18 protein-coding genes are annotated in these 16,494 nt (G+C 42.8%); 5 read left to right on the top strand and 13 right to left on the bottom strand.

All coding sequences use genetic code 11. The annotated features are described in order from the left end of the window. The first annotated feature begins 2 nt into the window (after positions 1 to 2). Positions 3 to 422 (top strand): lactoylglutathione lyase, encoded by a 420-nt coding sequence (gene gloA / locus EES38_RS07650; RefSeq protein WP_124936600.1) that lies wholly within the window; start codon positions 3 to 5, stop codon positions 420 to 422. A 116-nt stretch (positions 423 to 538) separates the two neighbouring features. Beyond that, complete coding sequence (locus tag EES38_RS07645; RefSeq protein WP_124936599.1) at positions 539 to 976, top strand: DUF2753 family protein; 438 nt, start codon at positions 539 to 541, stop codon at positions 974 to 976. On the opposite strand, the gene motY is transcribed toward EES38_RS07645, so the two are convergent. Further along, positions 973 to 1,827 (bottom strand): flagellar protein MotY, encoded by an 855-nt coding sequence (gene motY, locus EES38_RS07640; protein ID WP_243694179.1) that lies wholly within the window; start codon positions 1,825 to 1,827, stop codon positions 973 to 975. The genes EES38_RS07645 and motY overlap by 4 nt on opposite strands. A 213-nt stretch (positions 1,828 to 2,040) precedes the next feature. Between motY and rnt the strand changes: the two genes are divergently transcribed. After that, the gene (rnt, locus tag EES38_RS07635; protein WP_124936598.1) at positions 2,041 to 2,700 is read left to right on the top strand and encodes a ribonuclease T; all 660 of its coding nucleotides are present in this window, start codon (positions 2,041 to 2,043) and stop codon (positions 2,698 to 2,700) included. A gap of 44 nt (positions 2,701 to 2,744) precedes the next feature. Next, positions 2,745 to 4,070, top strand: coding sequence for a Na+/H+ antiporter family protein (locus EES38_RS07630; RefSeq protein WP_124936597.1), 1,326 nt, complete (start codon positions 2,745 to 2,747; stop codon positions 4,068 to 4,070). Positions 4,071 to 4,101: 31 nt separating this feature from the next. Here EES38_RS07630 and EES38_RS07625 read toward each other — a convergent pair whose 3' ends face one another. The 5 genes from EES38_RS07625 to uraH form a co-directional block, all read right to left on the bottom strand. Continuing rightward, on the bottom strand, positions 4,102 to 4,896 hold the full coding sequence (locus EES38_RS07625) for an ABC transporter permease (RefSeq protein ID WP_124936596.1): 795 nt from the start codon (positions 4,894 to 4,896) through the stop codon (positions 4,102 to 4,104). Further along, entirely contained in the window at positions 4,874 to 5,668 is a 795-nt protein-coding gene (locus EES38_RS07620) for an ABC transporter ATP-binding protein (RefSeq protein ID WP_124936595.1), read from the bottom strand. The genes EES38_RS07625 and EES38_RS07620 overlap by 23 nt, the downstream gene beginning before the upstream one ends. A gap of 3 nt (positions 5,669 to 5,671) precedes the next feature. After that, the gene (locus tag EES38_RS07615) at positions 5,672 to 6,655 is read right to left on the bottom strand and encodes an ABC transporter substrate-binding protein (protein WP_124936594.1); all 984 of its coding nucleotides are present in this window, start codon (positions 6,653 to 6,655) and stop codon (positions 5,672 to 5,674) included. A 139-nt stretch (positions 6,656 to 6,794) separates the two neighbouring features. Further along, positions 6,795 to 7,946: an FAD-dependent urate hydroxylase HpxO gene (gene hpxO, locus EES38_RS07610; RefSeq protein WP_124936593.1), complete on the bottom strand. Its 1,152-nt coding sequence runs from the start codon at positions 7,944 to 7,946 to the stop codon at positions 6,795 to 6,797. 210 nt (positions 7,947 to 8,156) lie between these two features. Then, positions 8,157 to 8,513, bottom strand: coding sequence for a hydroxyisourate hydrolase (gene uraH / locus EES38_RS07605; protein ID WP_124936592.1), 357 nt, complete (start codon positions 8,511 to 8,513; stop codon positions 8,157 to 8,159). A 122-nt stretch (positions 8,514 to 8,635) separates the two neighbouring features. Between uraH and uraD the strand changes: the two genes are divergently transcribed. Beyond that, positions 8,636 to 9,166 (top strand): 2-oxo-4-hydroxy-4-carboxy-5-ureidoimidazoline decarboxylase, encoded by a 531-nt coding sequence (uraD, locus tag EES38_RS07600; protein WP_124936591.1) that lies wholly within the window; start codon positions 8,636 to 8,638, stop codon positions 9,164 to 9,166. A 111-nt stretch (positions 9,167 to 9,277) separates the two neighbouring features. Here the strand turns inward: uraD and purF are convergent, their stop codons facing one another. From purF to EES38_RS07565, 7 genes are all read right to left on the bottom strand, one after another. Then, on the bottom strand, positions 9,278 to 10,789 hold the full coding sequence (gene purF / locus EES38_RS07595) for an amidophosphoribosyltransferase (protein WP_124936590.1): 1,512 nt from the start codon (positions 10,787 to 10,789) through the stop codon (positions 9,278 to 9,280). 38 nt (positions 10,790 to 10,827) lie between these two features. Further along, complete coding sequence (locus EES38_RS07590; RefSeq protein ID WP_124936589.1) at positions 10,828 to 11,319, bottom strand: CvpA family protein; 492 nt, start codon at positions 11,317 to 11,319, stop codon at positions 10,828 to 10,830. A 64-nt stretch (positions 11,320 to 11,383) separates the two neighbouring features. Beyond that, positions 11,384 to 11,974 carry an SPOR domain-containing protein gene (locus EES38_RS07585; protein ID WP_124936588.1) on the bottom strand — a complete coding sequence of 197 codons (591 nt, stop codon included), beginning with the start codon at positions 11,972 to 11,974 and terminating at the stop codon, positions 11,384 to 11,386. Beyond that, positions 11,974 to 13,242 carry a bifunctional tetrahydrofolate synthase/dihydrofolate synthase gene (gene folC / locus EES38_RS07580; RefSeq protein ID WP_124936587.1) on the bottom strand — a complete coding sequence of 423 codons (1,269 nt, stop codon included), beginning with the start codon at positions 13,240 to 13,242 and terminating at the stop codon, positions 11,974 to 11,976. The genes EES38_RS07585 and folC overlap by 1 nt, the downstream gene beginning before the upstream one ends. A gap of 44 nt (positions 13,243 to 13,286) precedes the next feature. Beyond that, on the bottom strand, positions 13,287 to 14,201 hold the full coding sequence (gene accD / locus EES38_RS07575) for an acetyl-CoA carboxylase, carboxyltransferase subunit beta (protein WP_124936586.1): 915 nt from the start codon (positions 14,199 to 14,201) through the stop codon (positions 13,287 to 13,289). Between the two features lie 154 nt (positions 14,202 to 14,355). Further along, positions 14,356 to 15,159 carry a tRNA pseudouridine(38-40) synthase TruA gene (gene truA / locus EES38_RS07570; RefSeq protein ID WP_124936585.1) on the bottom strand — a complete coding sequence of 268 codons (804 nt, stop codon included), beginning with the start codon at positions 15,157 to 15,159 and terminating at the stop codon, positions 14,356 to 14,358. 73 nt (positions 15,160 to 15,232) lie between these two features. Next, on the bottom strand, positions 15,233 to 16,494 hold a 1,262-nt coding region (locus EES38_RS07565), incomplete at its 5' end, for a FimV/HubP family polar landmark protein (RefSeq protein WP_279432211.1).

Raw genomic sequence — 16,494 nt, 5'->3', positions numbered from 1 at the left:
CTATGTCAAATACAAGACTTCTTCATACCATGTTACGTGTAGGCGATCTTGATCGTTCTATCGCATTCTACACTGATGTAATGGGTATGAAATTACTTCGCAAAAGCGAAAACGAAGAATACAAATATACTCTTGCCTTTATTGGCTATTGTGAAGAGTCAGAAGGTGCTGTTATCGAGTTGACGTACAACTGGGGTACTTCTGAGTATGATTTAGGTAATGCTTACGGGCACATCGCAATTGGTGTTGATGACCTTACTGGTACATGTGACCGTGTGAAAGAGATGGGTGGCGTAGTGACTCGCGAACCTGGTCCTGTAAAAGGTGGTACGACAAATATCGCATTTATCAAAGATCCAAATGGTTACATGATTGAGCTGATTGAAAATAAATCAGCAGGGAAAGGTCTCGGTAACGACTAACCAAAAAACGAATTTTTAATCTAAATAAAGCGGCCATCGAGCCGCTTTATTTTTATCTTTACATGATAATGATTATCATTTATTTTATTGGAATCATCGTTAGAGGAGCGAATAAGATGACTATGTTGCAATGGGAACAACACACCCTAATCGCCGAAGATGCGTTAAAGAAGAACGACTTCATGAACAGTATTTTGCATTACCAGCAAGCTCTGGCGATCAGTGATGAATTGCAGCAGTCTCAAGCACTATCCTTAGATGATAAACTCACAGTTTCCATCTACTCTTGCCACAATATGGCCAAGCTATGGCGTAGTATCGGTGATCAAGAGTTCGAATTGAAATACTTGCAACTGGCTTCTGAAAAAGTACTGATGCTAGTGCCACAATGTCAGAATCGTGAGTGTGATTCATTTATTGATTCATTAGGCTGCTGTAAAAAGGCGCTTATCGAATACATGAAGCGCCACCCTAATCCTGCTATCGCAAGTGTCGTACAAAATATAGAGACAGCATCGAACTGTAATCTAATCAAGCGATTTAAACTCAACTAGACTTGTGAACGACCTAAAGAAATAACTACGCGGCGGTTTTTCTCTTTACCAACAGGAGACGCATCGTCAGCAATAGGTCGTCTTTTACCATAACCTTCTACTTGAATACGATCGCCAGGAAGTCCCAACGATTGGAAATATTCTTGTAACACTTCTGCCCGTCGCTCGGATAAATCCTGCCGCTCACTTTTAGTTCCATCGCCATCGGTATACGTGGAAACCAAAACCAAATCGATATCCTGATTGTAACGGATATACTCAGCAATCTGCGCCAAACGCTTTTGAGAAGCCTTATTCACTTGAAGACTATCTCGATCATAATGAAGAATCGTAAAGGAAATATCCTCAAAGCTGTACGGCAGTAAACGACTGATACATTGGCTAAAGTCGTCGTATTTTTGTTGGAAAAGTACTGACGATAATGCTACTTCAATGCGTTTATCCTTCCGTTGCCATTCTTGATAGCTAAAGGTTGGGAAACGGCCTCTTTCTAGTTCGGTCAGCATAAGCCAAGCTGTCTGGCCACCAATATAACCATCGAACTGCTGGAAGAACTTTAGGTTCTCTACTTGTTCAGCACGCTCTCCCGGCCTCCAGGAAGGTGGCATAGACACTAAAGAAACCTGTCTTGTCTCGCCCATCGGACGATTCATCTTTAGTTCAAAGTCAAGGTTGAGCTTTTTGCTTGCTCGGGCTGTAAATTGAGCGGTACCATAATGAGGAATAGGATGGACAAGTTGGCACTCCAGTGGCGTGTCCTTGAGCATATCCCAATGCGACTCAGTAGGTTTGGCGACGTAACGCGTATCCATCGCATAAGCAGTAGTCGCAGATACGACCGCAATTCCTATCGATACTTTTAGAAACCACTTATTCTTCACGTTAAATACTCCAAACAACAACCCAAAGCGGCAAAAAAATGCCGTTACAACTCAACCCATAGAGATATAGCAAGAACCAGACCAAATAAAATAGGCAAAAAGCAGCAATGTTTTTCGATCAGGGTTTTGCTAATCTCCATTATCTGTAATAATGCCTCCCCTATTTTATAATCTAGGGCAATCATGGCAAATCACAGCGATACCTCTCTGTTAAAAGCACGTTTCCGTGGCTATTTACCTGTTGTTATCGACGTAGAGACCGCAGGCTTTAATGCTGAAACCGATGCGTTACTCGAAATCTGTGCGATTACAACCAAAATGGATGAGCAGGGATATTTACAACCAGCCACCACGATGCACTTTCACATAATGCCATTCGAGGGTGCTAACCTAGAAAAAGAAGCGCTTGAGTTCAATGGTATTCGAGACCCTTTTAGCCCTCTTCGAGGGGCGGTCAGTGAAGAAGAAGCGCTTAAAGAAATCTACAGACAAATTCGCAAAGAACAGAAGGATGCAGGTTGCCAACGCGCAATTATTGTCGCCCACAATGCTCATTTCGATCATAGCTTTGTTAAAGCCGCTAATGAGAGAGCAAAACTTAAAAGAGTTCCTTTTCACCCGTTTGCTACATTCGATACTGCAACATTAGCTGGACTGGCTTACGGTCAAACCGTTTTAGCTAAAGCTTGTAAAACAGCAGGTATGAAATTTGACGCAAAAGAAGCGCATTCAGCGCTATATGACACGCAAAAGACAGCAGACTTATTCTGCGGAATCGTTAATAAGTGGAAAGACCTTGGTGGCTGGCCTCTGATTAGCGATGATAACGAAGATAATAATTAAAAATATTTTTTACATTTAGACTAAAAATAACAGACGAGAGTAGTATGAATCCTGTTGTAATATCCGTTTGCATTATGCTGATTTTGGCATTGATGCGGGTAAATGTGGTCGTTGCACTCACATTTAGTGCCATCATTGGTGGCTTATTTTCAGGGATGTCCCTTAATGATGCTGTCGCAGCATTTGAAAGTGGCCTTGGTGGAGGCGCTAATATTGCCCTGAGTTATGCAATGCTCGGAGCCTTTGCTGTGGCAATTTCCAAATCGGGTGTAACCGATTTAGTTGCACAAAGTGTTGTGAGAAAGATTTCTGGTAAAGACCATAATGCAGCTAGTCTAGGATTTAAATACGCTATGCTGTTTGCATTAGTTCTTGTTACTATGTCATCGCAAAACGTTATCCCAGTCCATATCGCATTTATTCCCATTTTAATTCCACCTCTTTTAGGCGTTTTTGCGAAGCTAAAGATAGACCGTCGTCTTATCGCTTGTATCCTGACCTTTGGTTTAATTACCCCCTATATGGTTCTACCAATTGGCTTTGGCGGTATATTTCTTAACGACATACTATTGAAAAACCTTAGAGACAATGGACTCCTTCACGTAACAGCTTCTCAGATTCCTACAGCAATGCTGCTACCAGGAGCAGGAATGGTCTTTGGTTTGCTCATGGCTGTCTTTTTCACTTATCGTAAACCTAGAGAATACGAAGAAAATGATTTGACGGTGGTGAACGCAAGTGACGTTACGATTAATAAGAAAAACATTATCGTTGCAATTATTGGCATCATCGCGGCTCTATCTGTTCAGCTGACTACAGAGTCTATGGTCGTGGGTGCTTTGACGGGCTTCATGGTGTTTGCTTTTGGTGGTGTCATCAAGTGGAAAGAGACTCAAGACGTATTCACTCGCGGCGTACATATGATGGCAATGATTGGTTTCATTATGATTGCTGCTGCGGGTTTTGCTGCAGTTATGAAAGAAACTGGCGGAGTTGAAACACTGGTACATTCTCTATCAGATAGTATCGGTGACAATAAACCACTAGCAGCTCTACTGATGTTAATCGTCGGTCTTTTGGTCACAATGGGCATCGGTTCTTCATTTTCGACCATCCCTATCATTGCCACTATTTACGTACCATTAGCTCTGGCATTTGGATTTTCACCAATGGCAACGATTGCTCTTGTTGGAACAGCGGCAGCACTTGGCGATGCTGGTTCCCCTGCATCCGACTCAACCTTAGGACCTACAGCAGGCCTAAATGCCGATGGTCAGCATGAACATATTTGGGAAACCGTTGTACCCACATTTATACACTACAATATCCCCTTGGTTATCTTTGGCTGGATCGCCGCGATGACTCTTTAATAAGAAGAAGGCTTCCGAGGAAGCCTTTTTTTTATTTTTTCTTTTTGGGCAAGCTCCATGGAAACAACCAAACTTGAATCCATTGTACGGACTTAAACAGCAGTAAGCTGATCGCCGCCAGAAAGAACAAACCGGCAAAGGCTTGCGGTATTTTAAAATAGGACGTCGAGAACTGGATGAAGTAACCAAGTCCTTTATCTGCCGCAACAAACTCCGCGACCACTGCACCGATAATAGCCAGAGTAATAGAGACTCGGACGCCACTAAAAATATGAGGAATCGCATAAGGGATGCGGATTTGCCAGGTTTCTCTGTATCTTGGCGCTCTCAATGACTGACTTAATTCAATTAATTCAGGCGGTGTTTCCAGTAGTCCAGTCGTCGTTGAAACGACTAATGGAAAAAACGTAATAAGACAGGTAATGAGAATCCTTGATGGGTCTTCCGTACCTAAAAGCACAATGATAAGTGGTGCAACAGCGACTACAGGTGTTGACTGAATTACGATTAGTACCGGATATAACGTTCTGTTGAGCAACTCGGATCTCACCATACCGATCGCAAGTGGAATGGCAATGACCAAAGAAACAATAAACCCACTCAATGCCACTCGGAGCGTAGCCCACAAATGATCTAACCAACGAGTGATTGGAACATTAAAAAAGGCATCCACAATAGCACTAGGTGAAGGCAATATGTAACTGGGAACCGAGCCTACTCGACAAATAAACTCCCATGCCAATAAGAGAAAGATAAAGAAAATGACGGGTGCCATGCGATACGTTTGCTGAGCAATCCAGGATTTAGATTGATACGTTTGGCTCATAGATATGCCCCCGAATAGTATCAGTAAGTTCTGCAAAACGCGGATCATTGATCGTTTTACTCGTGCGTGGTCTTGGAATATCAACATCAATTAAATCGAGAACGGACCCAGGACGTTTACTCATGACTAAGACTCTATCGGCCAGCAATACAGCTTCACTAATTGAGTGCGTAATAAATAAAACCGTTTTCGGGTTATCATTCCAAATTTTTAACAAGTCGAACCCAATTTGCTCTCTCGTTAATGCATCTAATGCAGAGAATGGTTCATCCATCAATAAAATATCCGGATTAAGCAATAGCGCCCTTATAATCCCGACTCTTTGCTGCATTCCACCAGACAACTCATCCGGCATCTTATCGGCGAATTGACTCAATCCAGCCATTTCCAAAAGCTCATCCGTACGCTTTTCGTCTTTTTTCGAGTAACTCCCATATTTGTGTTTTAGCGGGAAAAGAACGTTCTTTCTCACAGTCAGCCAAGGAAGTAAATTGGGCTTTTGAAAAACAATACCGACATCTTCTCTCGGTTCAGTCACTGGGCGATTAAAAACCGACACCTCTCCATGAGAGGGAATTAACAACCCAGAGACCATACGTAACAGAGTTGATTTACCACATCCTGATGGACCAACTACTGCAACGAATTCATGACGATAAATATCTAAATCGATATGCTGTACAGCCATCACATCATTGACACTTGGGTCATAACAATGGCCAACATTTTTCATGCTTACGTAAGACGTTGGTGCACTCGTACTACTTTCCATACCCTACTCCGCTAGAAATGATGTATCGATAATTTTGGCTGGCTCCAGAGAATCTTCGCTCAACTCATTTGCAGCCGCGACATACTTCCATGTCTGCTGCACTCGTTGTGGTGAAAAGTGGCCGATACCATCCTTTTCAGATATGTCGTTGTAGACTAATCCTTTGATACTGGTTATTTGAGCTGCGACAATCTTAGCGTCAACTTCTGGGACCATTTTATGTAGATCATCGCCAGCTTTATCGGGATGAGCATAGGTAAACTGAACAGACTTGTTAAATGCTTCTACAAAGCGCTTAGCGACATCAGGTCTTTGTTTTAGAAACGTTTCCGATGCTAATAATGATGAGCTGTAAAGTGAGAGTCCAGCATCAGACCAAGGAAGCTCAACCACTTTCTTGCCTGCGCTCTTAGCTTGATCACGGAATAATGCCGTATTGGTTACCCAGGCAATAATTGCGTCAGTATTACCGGTAATCATCATCGGACCTAACGCACCAGGATCCGTTTTAACAAGATTAATTTGCTTTTCGTCGAGACCATTTTCTTTAAGAACAAGCGGTAAAAAAGCATTAGATGACGTAAAAGGCGAAGTCGCTACTTTCTTACCTTTAAGGTCTTTTATCGACTTTATGCCCGATCCTTCCAGTGCAAAAAATGCGTGAGGGGCTTGGGTAAAATAAGACGAAATAGCGACAACTGGGATATCATCCTGAGCTTTAGCTGCCATTAATGCCCCAATATCAGCCGAGCCAATATCCGCATGGCCTGTCGCAATTTTGGTCAGAGCATCGGTTGAGCCTCGTCCATTTGCAATAGACACATCCAAGCCTTTTTCAGCAAAGAAGCCTTCTTGAATGCCGACGTAAACAGGAGCCTTATCGCCTCCAGGAAGCCAATCAAGTTGAAACGTAACTTTATCTGCGGCATTTGCAATTGAACTGATAGCCAAGCCTGCTAATAGTGATATCCGAAGAACTGATCTCATATATACTCTCCTAGTGTTATTTACCACTCTTCCTGACGCGGTCGTTTCCATTTTATGTACATTAGCAACGAACGTAACATTTCAAGACGCACGACTGCCTGTATCTGTTGTTTTTACTGACTTTACTTATTTAGGTAAGTTATAACGGTCCACCCATAATGGTTTTTTGTAAACCATCCATTATATTTTCGCCCGTTTCCGCTCGTAGTTCCTGATACCAAGCTTCTGTAGCTTTAGGTTCCATTCCATGAGTGACGTCACAGCGCTTACGTGCTTTCAGTACTAAATCTTTAACTCTGTCGACTCGTTGCTCCTGATAGTGCTGAAGCGCTTGTTCCACCGTTACGTTATCTGTAAAACACTTTCCTAATACAACGGAATCTTCTAAAGCTGCACATCCACCCTGCCCGATATCGGGAGTCGTACTGTGTCCAGCATCGCCAAGCAGTGCAACTCGACCTTTGACTAGTGGTTCAAATGGCTCAATATCGTGGATCTCTATCCGGTTTGTTGTTTGCGGATCAATAGCATCGATAAGCGTTTGAACTGGCTGTGACCACCCTTCAAAGTAACGTTTAAGATCGGAAATTAGCGTAGTTCTATCTTCCTTTAACCCCAATGGCAAAGGGACATCAAAGAAAAAGTAAAAACGATTGTCCGCGATAGGCATGACGGATACACGTTTGCCATCAGCAACGAATGTCGTCCATTGGTCTGCCGGTGCGATAGACTCATCTATCTCTACCAATCCATTCCAATTAACGTAGCCTGCATAACGTCGCTCAACTTTATATCCAAGTACATATTCCCTAGCAACTGAATGTGTACCATCTGCCGCAATTAAAAAATCGGCCGTTGCTGTTGAACCATCAGTGAAAGTAACAGTGACTCCTGTAGAATCTTGGTCAATCTCAGCCAGTCTCTTACCAAAATGGATTGATTCGCTACCCCACCAATCAATCATACTTGCCTGTAAATCTGCACGTGAAACCGGACAAGGACGTTCGCCAACTAATTCAACCAAAGGTTTCAGACTAAACTGAGTCATAACTTCGGCCGTTTTACCTTCTTTATAGGCCATATAATGCATCGGTCCACCAAGTGCATCCATAATGCTCCCCATCCCAAGATGGTTCATGCATTTGACGCCATTAGACCAGACCGATATCGCCGCCCCCACCGGCTTAATATCTTTAATTGCCTCAAATATTTCGCACTCAATACCTTGCTTTTTCAATGCCGCGGCAGCCGACATACCACCAACCCCAGCACCAATAACAATTGCTTTCATTCCGATTTCCTTCCTAGATATTTCAAAGCACAAAAGTCTATTGGCAAGATTTGTACCCAAAACGATCGTTTCTTGTATACAATCAACCTGAAACAATGGTTTCAGGGGTTTGGCTAGATTTAAGTGAAATTTAGCGATGAACTATTGGGGATGTGTTTGTAAGGAATTGCACCACTGTTGCACATCAAAGCCCAACAAGGTGCATAAAAATCAACTACCGCGATAGGTACTGTAAGAATAGGGAGTAGCAATGATGGGCACGTGATAATGGCTTAACTCGTCATCGATACCGAAGCGAATCACGATGACATCGAGAAAACGGATTTGCTCGTTTAGGCCTTGCTGCTGACTAAAATATCGCCCCATATCAAATTCCAATTCATAACGGCCTCGCTGAAAGTCATCACCACTCAATAGAGGTTCATTACAACGTCCATCATCGTTAGAAACGGTTGTCTTGAGGAGATGCTTGGTCTGGTTATCCGCCAATCTGTACAGTCGAATCGTCACACCTCTAGCTGCAATACCCTGTGTTGTATCCAATATGTGTGTGGTTAAGTGACCCAAAATACCTCCTTGTTTATCAAAACGTCTTAATTTACTTTAGTAATAAATCACGTTAGAACAAAATGTATGCCATTATCAAGCTATTGTTGAATATCGATACAAAAACAAGAAAAGGAATTTCTATGCAGCTCAACAGCCAGGTAGTTAACGATTTAGATCAGGAGCAGTTTGTAAATATGTTCGGGGATATTTACGAACATTCTCAGTGGGTGGCGAGAGAACTTTGGGAAATAAAGCAAAAAACAGATTGTGAGGAAGTGACTTTATCTCAAGCATGGATACAGTCGACTATGGTTCGAATCGTTGATAATGCCTCTGAGCAAACGATACTGTCGCTGCTTTGTGCTCACCCAGATCTGGCTGGTAAAGCTGCTCTAGCTGGAGACATGACTGATTCGTCTATATCTGAACAATCGGGAGCTGGGTTAGATCAATGTACAGAAGAAGAGCTAACGAGCTTTACTCAGCTAAATGATGCTTATCGAACCAAGTTTGGTTTTCCATTTATTAAGGCCGTGAAAGGAACAACTAAAGATATTATCTTGGAAGACTTCAAATTACGTTTACAGAATACGCCTGAGGTTGAGTTTGAACTTGCTATGAATGAAGTTCACAAGATTGCAGGCTTTCGGTTAACCACACTGTTTAATTAACATAAAAAAACCAGATACAGAAAATGTATCTGGTTTTTCCTGCATCTCAGTATTTTGGCTATTCCATTACTGAGATATATCCGTCGCTAGCCAACAACGTCGTTTTTATAATTAAGCTTCGTTATACAGCTCTAAGTTCGCTAAATCTTGCTGAATTTCACGCTGAACTTTTGCATCATCGCTACGCATAGATTCCAAGAACTCAAGATATTCATGATCGATATCGCCCGTAACGTATTCACCATTGAACACTGACGTTTCAAAACGCTCAACACTTGGGTTACCTTTACCTACAGCTTCGACTAAGTCATCGAGCTTTTGGAAGATTAACGCATCGGCACCAATTTTTTCACAGATTGAATCAACGTCGCGACCATGAGCAATCAGTTCATGAACACTTGGCATATCAATACCATATACATTCGGGAAACGAATTTCTGGTGCAGCAGATACCATGAATACTTTGTTCGCACCTGACTCACGAGCCATTTCTACAATCTGCTCAGATGTCGTACCACGAACAATCGAGTCATCCACAAGTAGAACGTTTTTATCTTTAAACTCTGAACGAATCGCGTTGAGTTTACGACGTACAGATTTAACACGTTGCTGCTGACCTGGCATAATAAACGTACGGCCGACATAACGGTTTTTTACAAAACCTTGTCTGTATGGCTTCTCAATAGCTTGTGCTATTTGCAGCGCAATATCATTTGATGTTTCTGGGATTGGGATAACAACATCAATATCAAGCTCAGAGTATTCAGTCTTGATACGCTCTCCCAACTTTTTACCCATTTCTACGCGAGCCGCGTATACAGAGATCTCATCAATAAATGAGTCAGGGCGTGCGAAATATACGTACTCGAAAATACAAGGGTTCAGAGAAGGGTTATCTGCACACTGCTTTGTAAACAGCTCACCCTCGAATGTCGCGTAAATCGCTTCACCTGGAGCAACATCACTAACAAACTCAAAACCGATCGCATCGAGAGCCACAGACTCAGATGCAACCATGTACTCTGTTCTGCCGTTTTCAATTCTTTTACCTAGGCATAGAGGACGAATACCATGTGGGTCACGAAACGCTATCATTCCATGACCAATTATCATCGCAACAACAGCGTAGGCACCACGGATAGTACGATGAACGTTGGTCACTGCACGGAAAACATCATCGTCGGTAACGTTACCTTTAACCATGTCGATTTCGTGTGCCAGTACATTCAAAAGTACTTCAGAATCAGAGGTAGTATTGATATGACGACGATCTTTCTCGAACAACTTCTCACGAACTTCCTGAGCATTTGTCAGGTTACCGTTGTGTGCAAGTGTGATACCGAAAGGCGAGTTTACGTAGAATGGTTGAGCTTCTGATGCGCTGGAACTACCCGCCGTTGGATAACGAACATGGCCAATTCCAACTGTTCCCTGAAGACGTTGCATGTGCTTTGCAGCAAATACGTCCTTCACTAAACCGTTCGCCTTACGTTGACGAAAACGATTGCTATCTATGGTACAAATACCAGCGGCATCTTGGCCACGATGCTGTAAGACCGTAAGAGCGTCATAAATTGACTGGTTTACAGGTGATGTACCAACGATTCCAACAATACCACACATGTGTTAATCCTCGATTTGCGACAATTAACAGGCACCGTCTAAACAGTACCTGATAGAAAACTTGATGAAGTTTTTAAATGGTCAAAGAACCATACAATTATCCAACTAAATTGTGGCACCAATTGCGAATTCTTCCACCATTCTGAACTTGGGAATGCTGTAAATGCATCCATAAAAAATAGGATCGCGGCGACAATTAAAACGCCCCGTAGCCCGCCAAAGACGACGCCAAGAACTCTATCCGTTCCGGACAAGCCCGTCTTTTGGACTAATTGACCAACCACATAGTTGACAATCGCTCCTACAATCAGCGTAGCAACAAACAACGCTGCAATCGCAGCACCATTACGAAACATTTCGTCTTTAATATTAGAAAAATAAACCGCTAGTTTAGGGTAGTAATGACCCGCAATAAAAAAAGCGCCTATCCAAATTATCAATGACAATGCTTCTTTTGAGAAGCCACGAATCAAGCTAATCAGCGCTGACAGGCCGATCACACTCAAAATGACAATATCTAACCAATTCATATGTGCATTTACATCTTAAGTTGGCGCGCATTTTAACAGAAAAAACGCGCACGCAAACGTTTTCTTAAGGATTTAGTGGTTTAAAATTAATCAATCGACCTTTTGCACCGGTAATTTTTTCCAATTCGGTCAATTGGCGTTCGAGCTTACTCTTTGAAACATCAGGACCTATGATAACTCGGGTAAAGCCATTTTCTACTTTTGTATGGGCTTGGTAACCACGCTTTTGCAAATCAGCTACGAGCTTTTTCGCATTATCGGCATTCTTTAACGCCATCAGCTGAATAATCCACGCACTATCCTGATAATCATTGGCTTCTGGAACATTACGCTCTTGAGTTTCAACAACCTGAGTTTGAGGGTTAGCCAGAACGGGTGCCTTATCTCGCTGAGGCTCTGGAGAAGATTGCACCGACTTATCCTGCTTCGGTTGTTTTTCCGTTACCGGCGCAGGTGGAAGATCCGCTTTATCCGTTTCAGGTTCAAGCATTTCATAAGTCTCTGTACTATCACCCACATCAGGCTTTAGCGGAATGCTTGCTACATCTTCCTGATAATGTGTTTTCTTGCCATCAAACACATCAGGTAAAATAATCACACCGATAGAGACAAGAATAATGGTACCAACTAAGCGACTTTGAAATCGACTTGCCATTACTTATGTTTCTCCTTACTTTGCCAATACTCTAAAACCTCTCCAACAGTATGGAAAGAACCGACGACAACAATGACATCAGTCTCTTTTGCTTGTGTCAGAGCGGCATTAAAAGCGGCGGCTGGATCAATATATTCATTCACTTTACCAGCAATATGACAGCTTATCTCTGATGCTTTCGCTGCACGTGGTCCAGTAAGCGAACAAGGGTACCAATACGAAACAGAAGGAGTTAACTTCGCCATCGTCTCTTTGATATCTTTGTCATGTAGCATACCAATAACAGCATGAACGGTTTTATTCGGGTATCGTTTGCCAAGCTGCTCAGCAAAATATTGTGCAGAATGAGGATTATGAGCAACATCCAGTAGAATCGTTGGAGATTCAGATAACACCTGCATGCGCCCTGGTAACTGAGCCCTTTTCAGTCCGTTTATAATATTTAAATCGCTAATATCTAGACCAGAGCAGCCCAATGCCATTAAGGCTGTCGCGGCGTTAGGCAAAGGTAGACCTGGTAGAGGTAAATCGACCAAATCAAATGCACCACTTTTCCAATCCCAGCTATCTTGTTTAACCTCATAGCTAAACTGAATCCCAACCTGATGAAACTCAGCTTTGATATCGTCAGCATGTGCAGCAACGGTTGCTGGCGGATTAGGCTGTCCACAAATAGCAGGCTTACCACTACGAAAGATCCCAGCCTTTTCAAATCCAATAACATTAATATCACTACCTAACCAATCGACATGATCGACTGCGAGACTGGTAATGACCGAAACATCATGATCAACTACATTGGTTGCGTCTAAACGTCCACCAAGTCCAACTTCTAATACAACCACATCAACCTGATGAGTTCTAAACAACTGTAAAGCTGCCAGAGTACCGTATTCAAAAAAGCTCAGACTTGTCTTTCCACGAATCTCTTCAATATAGTGGAATGCCTCAACATGCTCTTGCTCTGACAACTCAGAACCATTAATACGCACGCGTTCAGTATATCGAATTAAGTGGGGGGAGCTGTATACACCGACTTTATACCCTGCATCAATCAGGATGGCTTCCAGCATGGCACAAGTAGAGCCTTTGCCATTGGTTCCGGCAACAGTAATAACAGTAGGGGCAGGTTTGGTTAAATTTGCTTGATTAGCAACGACTTGAACTCTATCTAAACCGAGATCAATAGCAGACGTATGGATGCTATTAAGATATTCAAGCCACATCGATAGAGAGGATGTGGCTTGAGGTACTTGGATTTTCGTCATCTAACTCTTAAACCATCAGATTATGGATTTCGTTAGCGACTACTTTAACCTTTTTTCTCTTCTTCTGATACATCAGAAGCGGCATCTTCTTCAGTTTGTACTGACGGTGATGCAGAATTAGTCAGCTTAGCAATTAGGCCACCAATCTTGGCTCTCATTTCGCGGCGGTCGACAATCATGTCAATCGCACCATGCTCAAGAAGAAACTCACTACGCTGGAAACCTTCTGGTAAGTCTTCACGTACGGTTTGTTCAATAACGCGACGTCCTGCGAAACCAATCAATGCTTTAGGCTCACCAATATTGATATCACCTAACGTTGCTAAACTCGCTGAAACACCACCCATTGTCGGGTCAGTCATGACTGAAATAAAAGGTAGACCTTTCTCAGACAACTTTTCTAGCGCCGCACTGGTTTTCGCCATTTGCATAAGCGACATTAGAGCCTCTTGCATACGTGCACCGCCACTTGCAGAGAAACAAACTAGACCACAGTTATTTTCAATTGCAGCATCAACCGCTTTAACAAAACGAGCCCCCACGACTGAGCCCATTGAACCGCCCATGAATGAGAATTCGAATGCACAAGCAACCAACGGAAGGCCAAGTAACTCACCTTTCATTACGATAAGAGCATCTTTCTCACCGCTAGACTTTTGAGCCGCAGCAATACGCTCTTTATAACGCTTAGAATCTTTAAACTTTAATTTGTCTTGTGGTTCAAGCTCGTCCCCTAGCTCAACCCGGTTCCCTTCATCTAAGAAAGTCTCTAATCTTTTACGCGCTTTCATACGCATATGGTGATTACATTTCGGACAAACTTCTAAATTACGCTCTAGTTCAGCGTAGTAAAGCACTTGTTCACAAGACGTACATTTCGTCCATACCCCTTCAGGTATTGACGCTTTGCGTGAAGTAACAATGTTGCTTTTCTCTAAAATCTTTTCGAGCCAACTCATGGAAGACCTTTCTCTCCTAACCTTTCATGCTTAAAAAAGGCATTCTTTCGGAATAAAACGCACCGGATTAAACCACATTAATCGCTGCGTGTAGACAAAAAACTGGTTGTACCTATTATGGCACAAATATTACATCTGACTGATTTGAGTTATATTAAACCAAAGAGTTCAGATTATCAGGTAAAAACAAGGGTCCGACATGCTCGCGAGGAAGACCAAATTCGTCAGGATAATCAACCTGCACTAAATACAATCCTTCAGCTTTCGCAGTCGCTGACGCAAGTTTTCTATCTTTCGCACCAAGTAACCACTGTATCCACTCAACAGGCTGCTCGCCTTTACCAACAGTAATTAAACTTCCAGCAATATTACGTACCATATGATGGACAAATGCGTTCGCCTTTATATCGATAACGACGTAGTTGCCAGAGCGAAAAACATTAAGATGCGATATATTACGCCAAGGGCTTTTCGATTGACAGTGCACAGCTCGGAATGAGGTAAAGTCATTCTCACCCAAAAGAAACTGACCTGCTTCATGCATTTTTTTCTCATCAAGCTCACCATGATAATGACTCACTCCTGAAGACAGTATCGCCGGACGGAGTTTATGATTATAAATCACGTACCGATAACGCCTTGCCGTCGCAGAGAATCTAGCATGAAAGCTCTCTGGGACTTCTTTAGCCCATCTAACGGCGACATTATTTGAAAGATGGGCATTGGTCCCCATCATCCAAGCGATTAACTTCCGATCGACATCAGTATCAAAGTGAACGACCTGTCCTGTCCCATGCACACCTGCATCAGTTCGCCCGGCACACGATACCTCTACTGGATGATTAGCAATTTGTGATAATGCTGTTTCGAGTTCTTGTTGAACGCTCACAACATCTCTCTGCCTTTGCCATCCATAGTAATTCGCACCATTATATTCTATGCCTAAAGCGATTCTCATCTAATTTATCTCTAGAAAATGGGGTCGGAAGTATAATATTAATTATTAAAAATATCTAACCTACTTCCGAAACCTAACCTCTGTTAATTCGGTCAATCAGTTTCTTCGCTTCCTGACGTATAGAATCGTCTCCATCAACGATAGCTTCTTCGAGCAGTTTTATTGCTCCCTGCTCATCATTCATCTCCATATAGATTTTCGCTAAATCTAATTTTCCAGATGCTTCAGCATTACTGTCTACATCAATATCACTAATATTGCCGATAACGTCAGGAAACTCATTTAATCCTACATCTAACTTGAGATCTTGCTCTTCGAACTCGCCACCTTCAGCGTCAACCTGAGCCATTAGCTCATCAATGGTCATGTAACGTTTTTCTTTAGGGTCACTGTCAACCACGCTTTCCTGAATAGACCAATTCTCATCTTCCAATTCAGGTTCAGCAGTTTGTACGGCGTCATTCCAGATATCTTGCTCGTCTTCTGGAATATCCGATGGCAAGGAACCCTGATGTTCAGGTGATAGTTTAAAGCCGTTCCAGTCTTCACCATCCATGCCTTCAAGCATGGTATCGATATTCATACCTGCGCTATCGATGAAGTCATCATCCATAGGTTGGGACATACTAAATCTTTCTGAGGCCTCGTCTTCCGAAAGCAATTCATTTAAAGCTTTCTCGTCAAACTCTCCTCTTGGAATTGACTTATCACTTTTCTCCGGCTCAGGTGTAACTAAATCTTCTTCACCAAACTCGGGAAGATCTTCATCCGCAAGTTCTAAACGACTTCCATCACTCTGTTCGAGTATTTCACTATCGTCTTCTGCATCTAACTCATAGCTATCTGCTGCGTCTTCTTCACTGAATTCAGGCAATTCGTCATCCGAAAGTGCGTCTTCTAGCGTTGAACCAAGACCATCATCTTCGAGATCTATTTCCTCATCGATGAGTGCTTCATCATCAGTAAGCTCCGCCAGTACATCTTCCGGCTCGACTTCTGCAGGTGCACTCTCGTCAGCATCCGCTAACTCAGATGGCTCTAATACCGCTTCTTCGAGTAGATCGTCTTCGCTTAATTCTGGTAGCTCTTCACCCGCGATAGCATCAACGTCTTCAGCAGTGGCTTCGTCAGTCTCTTCCTCTGCTTGTGACTCGGCTAACGCATCGCCCTCGTCAAATTCAGGAAGATCATCATCAGCAAGCTCCGCCAGTACATCTTCCGGCTCAGCGTCTCCAGGCTCGCCACTCTCGTCAGCATCCGCTAATTCAGATGGCTCTGATGCCGCTTCTTCGAGTAGATCGTCTTCGCTTAATTCTGGTAGCTCTTCACCCGCGA

The sequence above is a fragment of the Vibrio viridaestus genome (assembly GCF_003856525.1).
In the GTDB taxonomy this organism is placed as follows: Bacteria; Pseudomonadota; Gammaproteobacteria; order Enterobacterales; family Vibrionaceae; genus Vibrio; species Vibrio viridaestus.
Note: the sequence above shows the minus strand (reverse complement) of the source record. Positions and strands in the feature narration are given on the sequence as shown.

What these genes read in the sequence shown, in the direction of transcription:
- gloA (WP_124936600.1), top strand. Translation starts at nt 3, where the DNA reads ATGTCAAATACAAGACTTCTTCATACCATGTTACGTGTAGGCGATCTT.
- EES38_RS07645 (WP_124936599.1), top strand. Translation starts at nt 539, where the DNA reads ATGACTATGTTGCAATGGGAACAACACACCCTAATCGCCGAAGATGCG.
- rnt (WP_124936598.1), top strand. Translation starts at nt 2,041, where the DNA reads ATGGCAAATCACAGCGATACCTCTCTGTTAAAAGCACGTTTCCGTGGC.
- EES38_RS07630 (WP_124936597.1), top strand. Translation starts at nt 2,745, where the DNA reads ATGAATCCTGTTGTAATATCCGTTTGCATTATGCTGATTTTGGCATTG.
- EES38_RS07625 (WP_124936596.1), bottom strand. Translation starts at nt 4,896, where the DNA reads ATGAGCCAAACGTATCAATCTAAATCCTGGATTGCTCAGCAAACGTAT.
- EES38_RS07620 (WP_124936595.1), bottom strand. Translation starts at nt 5,668, where the DNA reads ATGGAAAGTAGTACGAGTGCACCAACGTCTTACGTAAGCATGAAAAAT.
- EES38_RS07615 (WP_124936594.1), bottom strand. Translation starts at nt 6,655, where the DNA reads ATGAGATCAGTTCTTCGGATATCACTATTAGCAGGCTTGGCTATCAGT.
- hpxO (WP_124936593.1), bottom strand. Translation starts at nt 7,946, where the DNA reads ATGAAAGCAATTGTTATTGGTGCTGGGGTTGGTGGTATGTCGGCTGCC.
- uraD (WP_124936591.1), top strand. Translation starts at nt 8,636, where the DNA reads ATGCAGCTCAACAGCCAGGTAGTTAACGATTTAGATCAGGAGCAGTTT.
- purF (WP_124936590.1), bottom strand. Translation starts at nt 10,789, where the DNA reads ATGTGTGGTATTGTTGGAATCGTTGGTACATCACCTGTAAACCAGTCA.
- EES38_RS07590 (WP_124936589.1), bottom strand. Translation starts at nt 11,319, where the DNA reads ATGAATTGGTTAGATATTGTCATTTTGAGTGTGATCGGCCTGTCAGCG.
- EES38_RS07585 (WP_124936588.1), bottom strand. Translation starts at nt 11,974, where the DNA reads ATGGCAAGTCGATTTCAAAGTCGCTTAGTTGGTACCATTATTCTTGTC.
- folC (WP_124936587.1), bottom strand. Translation starts at nt 13,242, where the DNA reads ATGACGAAAATCCAAGTACCTCAAGCCACATCCTCTCTATCGATGTGG.
- accD (WP_124936586.1), bottom strand. Translation starts at nt 14,201, where the DNA reads ATGAGTTGGCTCGAAAAGATTTTAGAGAAAAGCAACATTGTTACTTCA.
- truA (WP_124936585.1), bottom strand. Translation starts at nt 15,159, where the DNA reads ATGAGAATCGCTTTAGGCATAGAATATAATGGTGCGAATTACTATGGA.